We start from the raw sequence: 13,281 nt of genomic DNA, 5'->3' as shown, positions 1-13,281 counted from the left end.
CGAGGCGGGGCAGCGTCTTAGATGGCCGCCCCCCGCAGGCGGGGGGCGGGATAGCCGATGATTATTCGGAGACCGAGGCGCCCGACGCCTTCACCACCGGCGCCCATTTGGCGATTTCAGACTTCACGTGGGCGGCGAGCTGATCCGGCCTGCTGCCGACAGTGATGGCGCTGAGATCCGCCAGCTTCGCCTTGACCTCAGGATCGGCAACCGCCTGCGCGCCCGCCGCGGCCAGCTTGTCGATATAGGCCATGGGCGTTCCCGCCGGCGCGAAGATCGCGTTCCAGGAATAGGTCTCATAACCCGGCAGGCCGGATTCCGAAACGGTCGGGATATCCGGAGCGGCCGGCGAGCGCTCCTTCGTGGTCACAGCCAAGCCCACCACCGCGCCCTTGCGGATCTGGCCGATGGCGGACGGCAGATTGTCGAACATGATCTTCACATTGCCGCTGACCACATCGAGCATTGCGGGGCCCGCGCCCTTGTAGGGAATATGGGTCATCTTCACGCCGGCCATGCTCTCGAACAGCGCGCCCGACAGGTGCAGCGGCGTGCCGACGCCCGAGGAGGCATATTCATATTTGTCCGGATTGGCCTTCAGCAGCGCGATCAGCTCCGCCGTGGTCTTCACGTTCAATGAGGGATGGACGATCACCACATTGGGCACATTCACCAGCAGCGAGACCGGCGCGAAATCCTTCACCGGGTCATAGGGCATCTTGGCGTAAAGCGCGGGATTGATGGCATGGGTGGCGACCGTGCCCATCAGCACCGTGTATCCGTCCGGCGCGGCGCGGGCGACGGAGGCTGCCCCCGCATTGCCGCCGGCACCGCCGCGATTTTCCACCACCACGGGCTGTTTGAGAATATCGCTCATCTTCGCAGCGATGATGCGGGCGACGATGTCGGTGGAACCGCCCGCCGCAAACGGCACAACGAGCCGGATCGGCCGGTTTGGATAATCTTGCTGCACGGGCGCCTGCGCCTGTGCCGCCCCTGAAAACAAAGTGGCGGCCACGGCAACGATGCCTAGGATTTTCTTCATGCTTGGGTCTCCTCGGCGCGCATCTTAAGGCAAGATTACGCTGAGGAAGAAGCCCCTCACCTATTCGACCATCGGCGCAGCTTGGAGGAGCGGAGCAGCCGATCCGGCGCCACCTGGCACACGTTCCGATCAGATTGAGTGGCCCATCTGATCGGTGAACCTTCTCTATCCAAGAGTTGGAGCGGGATTCGCCGCCGAGCGCGATTGAGCCTGAGCGGCTCCGGCGCTAGCGCGAAGGGAAATTGCCGCAGCTGTATCCGACGAAACAATCCGGATTGTCCCAGGTCGGAACGAAGGCCGGGGTCGTGGCCCCATCCGGGCCGCAGAAGCTGCCGTCGCGCACATAGCGGTCGTAGGTGGTCGGTGAGTTGCGGATGATCGCCGCGCCCGAGCGGGCGATGATCGACGCGGCTTCCGCGCAATTCAGCGGCGGCGAGATCTCACCCGCCCTAGCGCTGGTGAAGGCCGAGGCGAGCAGCATGCCACCGAGGCACACCGCCAGGAGCGCGTTCCAGCGGCGCACGGCGCTGGCGTTGGATGCCGTCCGCACGCGGGATACGGACGCGGAGAACGGCGGCAGGGGATGGGACTCTTGGGCCATAGCGCAGGGTCTCGTGAAGACTGGAGGCCAAATCCTCCGTTGCCTTCACGTTTAGCCATGGCCCCATCGGGCGGCCATCACACGGGAGGACGCCGATATCCTCGTTTGGGATGACCTACCGCAACCTTCGGATGATGCCGCCTTGAGCGCGGACCGCATCATACCAGCGGCTTCCGAACGGGGCCGGGAGGGCTACGCTCAGGCGCCGCGCTAGCTTGACCGAAGGCCCAAGCTTGGCCGAAGACCCATGAGTCAACCCATGGGCCTTCCTCGTCATCCGCTCAGTGAACGCGGGCGAACATCTCGTTGAAGGAATAGCCGGCGCCACGGACGGTGCGGATCGGATCCGACTGGCGCCCGCGATTGATCGCCTTGCGCAGCCGGCCGACATGCACGTCCACGGTGCGCTCGTCGATATAGACGTCCTGCCCCCACACCCCGTCGAGCAATTGCTCCCGTGAGAACACCCGTCCTGGGCTCTGCATGAGGAATTCCAGCAGGCGGAATTCGGTTGGCCCGAGATGCACCTCGCGGCCGGAGCGGTGCACCCGGTGGGTCTCCCGGTCCAGCTCGATGTCGCCGGCCCGCAGTAGGGTGGCGACATGCTCCGGCTTCGCCCGGCGCAGCAGGGCGCGCACGCGCGCCAACAGTTCCGGCACGGAGAAGGGCTTCACCACATAATCGTCAGCCCCGGTAGCAAGGCCGCGCACGCGCTCGGTCTCGTCGCCCCTTGCGGTGAGCATGATGACTGGCAGGCGTTCCGTTTCCGGACGGGTGCGCAGGCGGCGGCACAGTTCGATGCCCGATAACCCCGGCAGCATCCAGTCGAGGATCACGAGATCCGGCACGCTTTCGCGCAACCGGGTCTCGGCCTCGTCGCCACGTCCGACGCTTTCGACGAAATAGCCCTCGGACTCCAGATTGTAGCGGAGCAGAAGGGTCAGCGGTTCCTCGTCCTCGATAATCAAGATACGCGCAGCCACAGATTTTACCCCTGAAGGCTAACCCCCGGGAAAGCAACGGTGGTCTCACTGGAGACATCCGCCTTCGGGCGTTCGTCCGACAATACCTGGCCGGACACCATGTAATAGATGGTTTCCGCGATATTGGTCGCGTGGTCGCCGATGCGCTCGATGTTCTTCGCGCAGAACAGCAGATGCGTGCACACCGAGATGTTGCGCGGATCTTCCATCATATAGGTGAGAAGCTCGCGGAACAGGGACGTGTACATGGTGTCGATGCCGCTGTCGCGCACCCACACGTCCACGGCCTTGGCCTTGTCGCGGCTGGCATAGGCGTCCAGCACTTCCTTGAGCTGCTCAAGCACCAGGTCGGACATGTGCTCGACGCCGCGCACCAGCTTCTGGGGATGGTATTCCCCTTCGATGGCGAGCACGCGCTTGCCCACGTTCTTGGCGAGATCGCCGATGCGTTCCAGGTCGGAAGCAATGCGGATCGAAGCCACCACGTCACGCAGGTCGCTGGCGACCGGCTGACGCTTGGCGATGCAGAGGATGGCCTTTTCCTCGATTTCCCGCTGCAGGTGATCGACGCTCGTGTCGAGCAGGATCACCCGCTGGGCGGCGGCGGTATCGCGGCGGATCAGGGCGCCGACGGCATCGGCCACCATGCGCTCGGACTGGCCACCCATTTCGACGACCTTGCGGCCGATCTCCTTCAGCTCGGCATCGAAGGCCGAGACGGTATGGTCGGACATCTCGCAGATCCTTGTTCGCTCAGCCGAAGCGGCCGGTGATGTAGTCGCGGGTCTTGATCTGCTTGGGATTGGTGAAGATCACGTCGGATGGCGCGACTTCAACCAATTCTCCCAGATAGAAGAAGGCCGTGATATCGGCGCAGCGCGCCGCCTGCTGCATGTTGTGGGTCACGATGACGATCGTGAAATCCTGCTTCAACTCGTCGATCAGATCTTCGATCTTCGAGGTGGAGATCGGGTCGAGCGCCGAGGTGGGCTCGTCCAGCAGGATCACTTCCGGCTGCACGGCGATGGTGCGGGCGATGCACAGGCGCTGCTGCTGGCCGCCGGACATGCCGAGCGCCGAGGTGTGCAGGCGGTCCTTGGTCTCTTCCCAGATGGCGGCCTTGCGCAGGCAGCTTTCCACCCGCTCGTCCATCTTCGCCTTGTTGAGGCTCTCGTGCAGGCGCACGCCGAAGGCGATGTTGTCATAGATCGACATGGGGAACGGGGTCGGCTTCTGGAACACCATGCCGATGCGCGTGCGCACGACGGTCGGGTCCAGGTCCTTGCCGACGATGTTCACCCCATCGAACATGACGCCACCCTCGGCGCGCTGGCCGGGATAGAGATCGTACATGCGGTTGAACACGCGCAGCAAGGTGGACTTGCCGCAGCCCGAGGGACCGATCATCGCGGTGACGCGCTTCTCGGGGATCTCGAAATTGATGTTCTTCAGCGCATGGTTCTGCCCGTAATAGAAATCGAGCTTCTCCACCTTGATCTTGGTCGGCGCCTGCACCGCATCGGGCTTGGCCGAGACGGACGATGCGATGTTGAAGGTGGGGTCCACTGCGGAATTCATCTTCGGCCTCTTGGATCTTGATGTGCGGTTGTCCAGGGGTCCAGGCGCTCAGCCCGCCCGGGCGAGGAAGAGACGGGAGACGATGTTCAGCACCAGCACGGACACCGTGATGAGCAGGGCACCGGCCCAGGCCAGGGCAACCCAGTCATCGAAGGGGCTGCCGGCATATTGATAGATGGCGATGGGTAAGCTCGCCATCGGCGCCGACAGATCGGTCGACCATGAATTGTTGCCTAGCGAGGTGAACAGCAGCGGCGCGGTCTCGCCGGCGGCGCGGGCGATGGAGAGCAGGACGCCGGTCATGATCCCGGCGCGCGCAGCGCGCCAGGTCACCATCATCACGACCTTCCATTGAGGCGCACCGAGCGCATAGGCCGCTTCGCGCAAGCCGATGGGCACCAGGTTCAGCATGTCCTCCGTGGTCCGCACCACCACCGGGATCACAAGGATCGCCAGTGCCGCCGAGCCGGCCCAGCCGGAGAACCCGCCGAACGGGTTGACGAGGAAGGCATAGACGAACAGGCCGACAAGGATCGACGGCGCCGAGAGAAGGATGTCGTTCACGAACCTGGCGACGTGGCCAACCTTCGTGGTCTTTCCATTCTCGGCCAGGAATGTCCCTGCGAGGAGGCCGATGGGGGTGCCGATGACCATCGCGATGCCGATCTGGATCAGCGACCCGACGATGGCATTCAGAAGCCCCCCGTTATGGCCCGGCGGCAGCGTTATCTTGGTGAATACGTTGAGCCCGAGGGCCGGAAGGCCCTTCTGGACCAGGGTGAACAAAATCCACGCCAGCAGAAACAGGGCGATCCCGGCAAACGCGGTGCTCACCGCTTTGACAACGTGGTCCTTGGTGCGACGGATTGCGAGCGACATGGCGGCCGGCCCCTCAAGACTTCAGGTTGGAGCGGACAAGGAAGCGCGACAGCGCCAGGACGATAAAGGAAATCACGAACAGGATGAAGCCCAGAGCGAGGAGCGAGTCCAGCTTGAGCGAGCCCTGCGCGGCTTCCGGAAATTCGTTGGCGATGGTCGAGGCGATGGTCGCGCCGGGCGCGAACAGCGAGGCCGAGAGGCGTGTCGCATTGCCGATCACGAAGGTGACGGCCATGGTCTCGCCGAGCGCGCGACCGAGGCCCAGCATCACGGCGCCGACCATGGCGGTCTTACCGTAAGGCACGGACACGTTCTTGTACACCTCGAAGGTCGTGCCGCCGACGCCGTAGGCCGATTCCTTCAGCATGGGGGGAACCGATTCCAGCGTCTCCACGAACATGGCCGTGATGAAGGGAAGGATCATGACCGCCATGATAAGGCCTGCGGTCAACATGCCGCCGCCCAGGGCAGGCCCCGTGAAAAGGGCGCCGAGCACCGGAATGGGACCGAGCCAATCGATCAGGGGCGGCTGCACATAGGCGGCCATGAGCGGGGAGATGATGAAGAAGCCCCACATGCCGTAGATGATGGACGGGACGGCGGCGAGGAGCTGAACCGCTACCCCGATCGGCCGACGCATCACCTGGGGCGCGATCTCCGTGAGGAAGAAGGCGATACCGAAGGACAGCGGAAGCGCGACGATGACGGCGATGATGGCACTGAAGATCGTGCCGTAGATCATGACCAGGGCGCCGAACTTCTCCGTCACGGGATTCCAGGTCGCCGACCAGAGGAAATCGAGGCCGAAAGCCGAGAAAGCGGGAAGGCCGCCTTCAAAAAGCATCGCGATGATGAGGCCCAGCAACACCAGCACGAAGATGCCGCATCCCCAGAGCAGGCCGACAAAGACCAAATCGGCGATCCGGCCGACAGGCTTGGCAGTGCCGATGTGCCCCGGTTGAACGCTACTCCCAGGAAGCCCAGCCATCGTTGCGTCCATTGTCGTCTTTCCTTTTGGTGAAAGCATCCTGCTGCACTCCCCAAAGCGCAGCAGGATCGACCCCGGGCCAGCTTGCGAATGTCTTCGAAGCCGGCCCGAGCTTACCTCATGACAAGGACGGTCGATCAGTTCGACCAGACCGGCTTTCCGTCGACCATCACGTCAGACTTCCAGGCGGCGCGGACGCGCTCAGCCACATCCTTGGGCAGCGGGATGTAATGCAGCTTCTCGGCGATCGGGCCGCCATGCTCGAAGGCCCAATCGAAGAACTTCATCACGTCCTTGGCCTGCTCGGCGGACTTCGGCTGCTTGGGCAGCAGGATGAAGGTCGCGCTGGTGATCGGCCAGGTCGCATCGCCCGGGGTGTTGATCATGGACGCGGCGAAATCCTTCGCATTCGCCCAATCCGCATTGGCAGCAGCCGCCTGGAACGCGGGAACGGTGGGGCTGACATACTTGCCGGCCTTGTTCTGCAGTTCGGTGGTCACGAGATTGTTGGCCGAAGCGTAGATATATTCGACGTAGCCAATGGCACCCTTGGTGTTCTTGACGGTGCCGGCAACGCCTTCATTGCCCTTGCCACCGGCGCCCGCGGGCCAGGACACGGAGGTGGCAGCGCCAACCTTGGACTTCCACTCGGCGCTGACGTCGGCGAGGTAGGTGGCGAACACGTAGGTGGTGCCCGATCCGTCCGAACGATAGGTCGGCACGATGCCGATGCTGGGCAGCTTCAGACCGGGGTTGAGCGCGGCGATCGCCTTGTCATCCCACTTGGTGATCTTGCCGAGATAGATGTCGGCGAGAACGGGGCCCGTCAGCTTGAGCTTGTTGGCTTCGACGCCGTCGAGGTTGACGATCGGAACCACCGAGCCGATCACCGCCGGGAACTGAAGCAGGTTCTGCTGGGCCAGCTTGGCGGTGTCGACCGGCGCGTCGGACGCGCCGAAATCAACCGTGCGGTTGAAGATCTGGGTCTGACCGGCACCCGAGCCGATGGACTGATAGTTGAGGCCGGTGCCGGTCTTTTCCTTATAGGCGACGGCCCAAGCCTGGTAGACGGGCGCCGGGAAGGTGGCGCCAGCGCCGGTGATGTCGGCGGCGAAGGCTCCGCCAGCGAAAAGGGAGCCGGCAACAGCAATTGCTGCGCCGAAAGCGGTGGTCAGCTTCACGGGGTTCTCTCCTTGACCAATAGGTGTCGCCCGTCGGCTATCTGCCGCGACGCAACATTGGGGCCGGTTAACTCTAACGGCCCGCCGCCACGGTTCTATGACCCCAACGTGACAAGGCGATGACAGTTTATGCTATTGTTTTTTCTATACTTTTATTCGGAGCCTCGATGAGATCGAAGCGGACCGTAAAGGTTGCCCCGGCATCTTGCCGGCTCTCGATCCCCAATCGCCCCCTATGACGCGCCACAATATGTTTCACGATCGCGAGGCCGAGGCCGGTCCCGCCCTGGTCCCGGCTCACCGCCACGTCGGCCCGGTAGAAGCGCTCCGTGAGCCGCGGCAAATGCTCGGGCGAGATCCCCGGTCCGAAGTCCTGCACCGACACCACGGCCGAGGATGACAGCCCCTTTTCGACCCAGACCGCGACCTCGACCCGGCGTCCGTTGGCGCCATATTTCAGCGCATTCTCCACCAGGTTCTCGAACAGGCGGATCAACTCGTCGCGCTCGCCCTGCACGAACACCGGCTCGGCCGGGCGGGTGATCTCGATCGAGACCCCGCGATCCTCCGCCAGCGGGCCGAGGGTGTCGCAGACATGGGCGATGATGCCGCCCAGTTCCACCGGCGTCTCCGGCCGCACATGGGCATTCAACTCGATGCGCGAGAGGGAAAGCAGGTCGTCGATCAGGCGCGACATGCGCCGCGCCTGCGCCGCCATGATGCCGAGGAACCGCTCGCGCGCCGCCACGTCGTTGCGGGCCGGCCCCATGAGGGTTTCGATGAAGCCCAGCAGCGAGGCGAGCGGCGTGCGCAGCTCATGGCTGGCGTTCGCCACGAAATCCGCCCGCATCTGCTCGATCCGGCGCTGGTGGGTGAGGTCGCGGAAGGTGAGCAGCACGGTGTCCGGCGTGCGGTCCTCCCGCCCGCCGGCGCCGGGACGCCGCGGATTCAGCCGCAGCGGCACCACATGGGCTTCCAGCCAGCGATCGAGCGGCACCCGCTCGCCGAACTCGACGCGCCGCGGCACCCCGTCCTGGGCACCGGCGCGCACGGCCTCCAGCACCTCCGGGACGCGGACGAGAAAGGACAGCGGATCGCCCACCTTGGCCGGCCCCACCGAAAGCGCCACGCGCTGGTTCGCGGTCAGGATCTCCCCGCTCGGGGTCAGCAGCAGCGCGGGCTCCGGCAAGGCGGCCACCACCGCCTCCACGCGCGGGTCCACCCGCGGCGGCGGCGGCGCTAGTTCCTCGCGCGGGGTACTTTCAAGCACCGGCTCATGCGGCACGCGCGCCTTCCCGACGAAGAACAGGCCGAGCGCGAACAGCGGGATCAGCAAGACCGCGAACACCGGCGCGATCAGGCCGAACACCGCGCCCACCGCGCACAGTATGCTGACGGCCAGCAGCGCGACGGCGCAGGTGAGCCAGGGCATCGCCCCGCCATGCAAAATGCCGCGCGTCATGATCGGGAATGCTCCTTCTGCATCGCATCCGGCACGCTGAGGCCCATCGCACCACCGGCCCCCCGCAAGCAGCCGCGCGCCGCCATCGGCGCCTTCGGCGCGGCGCGGGTCGGCGCGGACCAGACGGGGATCGGCAGATGGGTCATGAAGCGCGGCCCTCCTTGGAGCGTTTTTAGGTCCCCGGCGGGAATCGCTTTGGCATATGCTGTAGCGGCTGCGCGAAGACAATAAGACAGTGCCCGCACGCAGGCCGCCACCGAGCGCATTCCGCAAGCTTTTTTTCTTTCCTGATCTGAGATTCATGTGATCGCGCGCTCCGGTCGCCTTTCCGGGGCCGGCTTGTAGTGATATCGCCCACCCATACGCGACCCCGAAAAGGAGCGAGTTCTTATGACATCGGTCAGGCGGCGCCGCGCCTCTGCGACAGGGGTGAGTCTTCACCTGCGCGCTGGCGTGATTCTGTCCGCACTGGCGGGAGCAGCCCTCGGCGCCCTCCCCGCCCGCGCCGATCCCCTGCCCACGCCCACGGTCGATTTCGCCCTCAAGGCCCGGCTGGGCGGGCGCGTGCAGGTGGACATGGCCCATCAGGGCAATCGCATGCGGATGGAGATCAGCAATCCCGCCGTGCCGGGCACGCTGCTGGGCTTCCTCAACCTCGACACGCGCAAGGTGGTGCTGGTTTCACCGAGCCTGCCGAAGATGGGGGTCGAGACCGACCTGCCCGCCGATTTCCAGATCGCTTCGCTGGCGGGAGAAGGCACCAGGCTTGGCGCCTCGGAAGCGGCGGGAGAGCCCTGCACCCTCTGGCGGGTGGAGAAAAGCGCTCAGATCGCCGGACCCGCGGTCGCCTGCATCACCGAGGACGGGATCGTTCTGCGTACCGAAGTGGAAATTCAGGGCAAGACCCACATCGCCTTCGAGGCGCTGTCGCTGACCCGCGGCCCGCAAAAGCCCGAACTGTTCCTCCTGCCGCCGGGCACACGGACCATGAAGATCCCGAACGGGGGCAACCTGCTGCCCGCGCCCGGTCTGGGCCCGGCCCTGGCCCCCTGAGCCAAGCCCGACCTCACGGCCCGGCTTGAGACATCGCGCGCGCCCGTCAGCTGTCGCGCGATTCCAGTCCCGGCGGCAGATGCGCCGCGGCTTGCGCGTTTTCGCGCCGCAGCCGCCGCCGCAGAGTGCTGAGCCACAGTTCGCGCGAACCGAGGATGGTGAGGGCGATCGCGAACGGGACGATGTAATAGAACAGGCGGAACAGCAGCAGCGCGCCGACCATCTCCTCCTTGTCGAACTGCGGCAGCGCGATCAGCAGCGCGGCATCGAACACCCCGAGCCCGCCGGGCGCGTGGCTCGCGAAGCCGAGCAGGGTGGCGGTGATGAAGATGACCGCCAGCGACACCGGGTCGATATAAGGCGACGCCGGCATCAGCATGTACATGGCGGCCGCACACAAGGTGAGGTCGAGAATGCCGATCCCCACCTGGATCACGGTGGACTTGCCCGCCGGCAGCGTGACGAACCAGCTGGAGCGGCCGATCTTGCGCGGCGCGGCGCTGACCCAATACATGTAGCCGAACAGGCAGATGAGCGCGGTCACACCGATCAGGCGGTTCACCAGCGGCGGCAATTGATCGACGGCGGTGGCGGCTTCCGGGTGGATCAGGATGCCGAGGCCCAGCACCGCGATATTGCCGAGCCAGAAGGTAAGACCGGCGATGAAGCAGATCTTCGCCACGTCAACCGCCGTCAGCCCCCAGGCCGAATAGATGCGGTAGCGCACCGAGCCGCCGGTGAAGACGGTGAAGCCCACATTGTGGCCGACCGAATAGGAGCAGAAGCCCGCCATGGCCGCCACGCGATAGGGGATGCGGGTGCGTCCGATGGTTTTCAGGGCGAAGAAATCATAGAGCGTCAGAGTCAGATACGCGCAGGCCACCAGCACGAAGGCGGCGAACACGAAGTGCGGGTCCTTCGCCTTCAGCGCCAGCACCACCTGGTCGAACTTCAGGTTGTGCAGCATCCGATAGAGCACGACCGCCGCAAAGCCGATGACCACAAGGCTCGCGATAAGGCCGAGGCCGTGCAGGCCCACCTTGTCCTTCAGGAACCGCCAGACTTTGACATGAAACATGAAACACCATTTCCCCGCCGGCCACTTTTTGTGCCGCATCCCCGGGATGCCGACCCGTGGCGCGCTCTTTTGAGGCCTCTTTCCCTTACGTCGGAACGCGCGTTGCGGCTACGCCTTGTTGTTGGTCTTGAGGGCGCGGACGCTGCGTTTCTAGCTTCGTAACACGGCCGGTCCAAGGCAAGCCGAGGCCGCTGTCACAATTTCACCGGATAGCCGATTTCCATGGTGCGGCTGCGGGGCAGCCCGAAGCGATCCACCGAGCGCTCCGCATTGCGCGCCAGGAAGGCGAAAACGTGCGCCACCACGTCGCGCAGGCGGAAAATCTCGTCCGGCGGAATGATGCGCTCGTGGCCGATGACATAGATCGCCTCGTCCGGGTCGATGCCGCGCGCGCTCAGCGCCGGGCCGAGCACCGAGGGCACGTCGATCTGCTGCATGTAGCCGAAGCGCAGGTCCACCTGCACGAAGGTGCCGTCAAGCAGCGTCACCCGCACCCGCTCGTCCAGCGACACGCGCGGACGGGCGACGATCCAGACCGACACCACGATCGCGCGGTTGAAGCGGATCTTCATCACGTCCGCCATGCGCGAGAGTGCCACCGGAGTCATGGCGCCGGCGCGGGACAGGAAGATGGCGGTGCGCGGGCTCACCCCGTCGTTCGCCCGGTCCTTGCGCGCGATAAAGCCGTCCAGCGGCTCGGTGAAGCGCACCTGTTGCGCCACCACGCTCTCCAGACCGCGCCGCCAGCTGACCATGACGAAGATCACCACGCCGGCGATGGTCAGCGGCAGCCAGCCGCCATCATGCAGCTTGGTGAGGTTGGAGGTGGCGAAGGCGGCATCGAGCGAGAGCAGGCAGACGCCGAGCGCGATCACCGCCGGCCGGGGCCAGCCCCAGGCCCGGTTCACTTGCGCGATGAACAGGATCGATGTGGTGACCATGGCGAACGCCACCGCGATGCCATAGGCCGAGGCGAGACGGTCCGAGCCCTCAAAACCGAGCACCACAGCGATGCAGGCGATCATCAGCAGCCAGTTCAGCCGCCCGACATAGATATGCTGCTCGTTGTGCTCGCTGGTGTAGCGGATGCGCATCGGCGGCAGATAGCCAAGCTCGATCGCCTGCTTGGCCAGCGAGAATACGCCGGTGATGATGGATTGCGAGGCGATCACGGTGGCGGCGGTGGCCAGCATGAGCAGCGGGATGTCCATCGGATCGGGACAGAGATCGTAGAATGGGTTGCGCACGGCAGCGGGATCGGTGAGCAGGATCGCGCCCTGGCCGAAATAGTTCAGCAGCAGCGCCGGCATGGCCACAGAAAGCCAGGCGCGCGCGATCACTTTGCGGCCGAAATGGCCGAGGTCGGCATAGAGCGCCTCGCCGCCGGTGATGGCGAGGAAGCAGGCGCCGAGGATCACGCCCGCAAGGCCGGGATGATCCACCAGCAGTTGCAGGCCGTAGCGCGGATCGAGCCCGACCAGCACGTGGGGCGCGCGAACGATGCCATAGATCCCAAGCACCGCCAAGGATCCGAACCAGATCAGCATGATCGGGCCGTAGAAGCTGGCGATCTTGTCGGTGCCGGCGCGCTGTGACAAAAACACCCCCAGCAGCACCGCCACGGTGAGCGGCACCACCCATTGATGGAGCTGCGGGGCGATGACGCCGAGCCCCTCGATGGCTGAAAGCACCGACATGGCGGGGGTGAGCACGCCATCGCCGATCAGCATGGCCGCGCCCAGCAGGCCGGCGGCCAGAAGGTACCACCGCAGCCCGATCGCACTGCGATGCAGGTCCAGCAAGGTGACCAGGGCGAGGATGCCGCCTTCCCCGTCATTGTCGGCCCGCAGCACCAGCATCACATATTTGATCGTGATCGAGAGGATGATGCTCCAGGTGATCAGCGAGAGCAGGCCGAGCACGTCGTCGGGAAGAAAATTGGTGCCGCCGACCGCCAGCACGCCCTGCTTGAGGGCATAGAGCGGGCTGGTGCCGATATCCCCGAACACCACGCCCAGGGCGCCGATCTCGGCGGCGAAGGGCAAAATACGTTTTCGATCGCGGGTCGCACTCAGGGACATGTCGCTGGATCCGCGCGCTTAACGAGGGGGCCGGGACAGAATGGGAAATCGACGCTGGCCGCGCCCCAACGGGCCGCACCGGCGCCATCCCGCGCGCCGCGATCGATGGTCATAACCGTCCAAGGCAGCCCCCCAGCAGCGCGCGGCCGCAGCAAGCCGCAGCCTCCCCACACCTAGCTCTCTTCGCGAATGATGACAATGCGGGTCTCTTCCCAAGGTCACCTATTCAATCCGGAATGGGCCTCTGCGGCAGCGGGATGCGGCGGTTCTGCGCCCAAAATGCCGACGCCCCGGCCTCTTGCGAGAACCGGGGCGCGGAACGGGCGTGATGACGCAGCGCGGCGTGCGGCCG

General features: G+C 65.1%; 13 protein-coding genes. 1 reads left to right on the top strand and 12 read right to left on the bottom strand.

All coding sequences use genetic code 11. The features are described 5' to 3' along the window. Window positions 1-61: 61 nt before the first annotated feature. The 10 genes from V5F77_RS18950 to V5F77_RS18905 form a co-directional block, all read right to left on the bottom strand. Complete coding sequence (locus V5F77_RS18950) at window positions 62-1,045, bottom strand: tripartite tricarboxylate transporter substrate binding protein (protein WP_429006902.1); 984 nt, start codon at window positions 1,043-1,045, stop codon at window positions 62-64. Window positions 1,046-1,271: 226 nt separating this feature from the next. Then, window positions 1,272-1,646, bottom strand: coding sequence for a hypothetical protein (locus V5F77_RS18945; protein ID WP_429006901.1), 375 nt, complete (start codon window positions 1,644-1,646; stop codon window positions 1,272-1,274). 281 nt (window positions 1,647-1,927) lie between these two features. Next, window positions 1,928-2,629, bottom strand: a complete 702-nt coding sequence (phoB, locus tag V5F77_RS18940) for a phosphate regulon transcriptional regulator PhoB (RefSeq protein ID WP_429006900.1) — start codon at window positions 2,627-2,629, stop codon at window positions 1,928-1,930. A 5-nt stretch (window positions 2,630-2,634) separates the two neighbouring features. Further along, on the bottom strand, window positions 2,635-3,363 hold the full coding sequence (gene phoU, locus V5F77_RS18935; RefSeq protein ID WP_429006899.1) for a phosphate signaling complex protein PhoU: 729 nt from the start codon (window positions 3,361-3,363) through the stop codon (window positions 2,635-2,637). Between the two features lie 19 nt (window positions 3,364-3,382). After that, complete coding sequence (gene pstB / locus V5F77_RS18930) at window positions 3,383-4,207, bottom strand: phosphate ABC transporter ATP-binding protein PstB (RefSeq protein WP_429006898.1); 825 nt, start codon at window positions 4,205-4,207, stop codon at window positions 3,383-3,385. A gap of 48 nt (window positions 4,208-4,255) precedes the next feature. Further along, a complete protein-coding gene (gene pstA, locus V5F77_RS18925) occupies window positions 4,256-5,086 on the bottom strand; it encodes a phosphate ABC transporter permease PstA (protein ID WP_429006897.1) in 831 nt (276 codons plus the stop codon). A gap of 13 nt (window positions 5,087-5,099) precedes the next feature. After that, window positions 5,100-6,086, bottom strand: a complete 987-nt coding sequence (gene pstC / locus V5F77_RS18920) for a phosphate ABC transporter permease subunit PstC (RefSeq protein ID WP_429006896.1) — start codon at window positions 6,084-6,086, stop codon at window positions 5,100-5,102. Window positions 6,087-6,211: 125 nt separating this feature from the next. Next, window positions 6,212-7,255 carry a phosphate ABC transporter substrate-binding protein PstS gene (gene pstS / locus V5F77_RS18915; RefSeq protein WP_429006895.1) on the bottom strand — a complete coding sequence of 348 codons (1,044 nt, stop codon included), beginning with the start codon at window positions 7,253-7,255 and terminating at the stop codon, window positions 6,212-6,214. 127 nt (window positions 7,256-7,382) lie between these two features. Next, a complete protein-coding gene (locus tag V5F77_RS18910) occupies window positions 7,383-8,717 on the bottom strand; it encodes an ATP-binding protein (protein ID WP_429006894.1) in 1,335 nt (444 codons plus the stop codon). After that, window positions 8,714-8,863 carry a hypothetical protein gene (locus tag V5F77_RS18905; RefSeq protein ID WP_429006893.1) on the bottom strand — a complete coding sequence of 50 codons (150 nt, stop codon included), beginning with the start codon at window positions 8,861-8,863 and terminating at the stop codon, window positions 8,714-8,716. The genes V5F77_RS18910 and V5F77_RS18905 overlap by 4 nt, the downstream gene beginning before the upstream one ends. Before the next feature lie 244 nt (window positions 8,864-9,107). On the opposite strand from V5F77_RS18905, the gene V5F77_RS18900 reads away from it, so the two are divergent. Further along, entirely contained in the window at window positions 9,108-9,770 is a 663-nt protein-coding gene (locus V5F77_RS18900) for a hypothetical protein (RefSeq protein ID WP_429006892.1), read from the top strand. A gap of 46 nt (window positions 9,771-9,816) precedes the next feature. On the opposite strand, the gene V5F77_RS18895 is transcribed toward V5F77_RS18900, so the two are convergent. Together V5F77_RS18895 and V5F77_RS18890 are read right to left on the bottom strand one after the other, a co-directional pair. Next, a complete protein-coding gene (locus tag V5F77_RS18895) occupies window positions 9,817-10,848 on the bottom strand; it encodes a UPF0104 family protein (protein ID WP_429006891.1) in 1,032 nt (343 codons plus the stop codon). A gap of 194 nt (window positions 10,849-11,042) precedes the next feature. Then, window positions 11,043-12,929: a potassium transporter Kup gene (locus V5F77_RS18890; RefSeq protein ID WP_429006890.1), complete on the bottom strand. Its 1,887-nt coding sequence runs from the start codon at window positions 12,927-12,929 to the stop codon at window positions 11,043-11,045. Between the last annotated feature and the right edge of the window lie 352 nt (window positions 12,930-13,281).

The organism is Roseixanthobacter psychrophilus, from assembly GCF_043195195.1.
In the GTDB taxonomy this organism is placed as follows: Bacteria; Pseudomonadota; Alphaproteobacteria; order Rhizobiales; family Xanthobacteraceae; genus NCEH01.
This window is presented reverse-complemented; position numbering and strand designations above follow the sequence as displayed.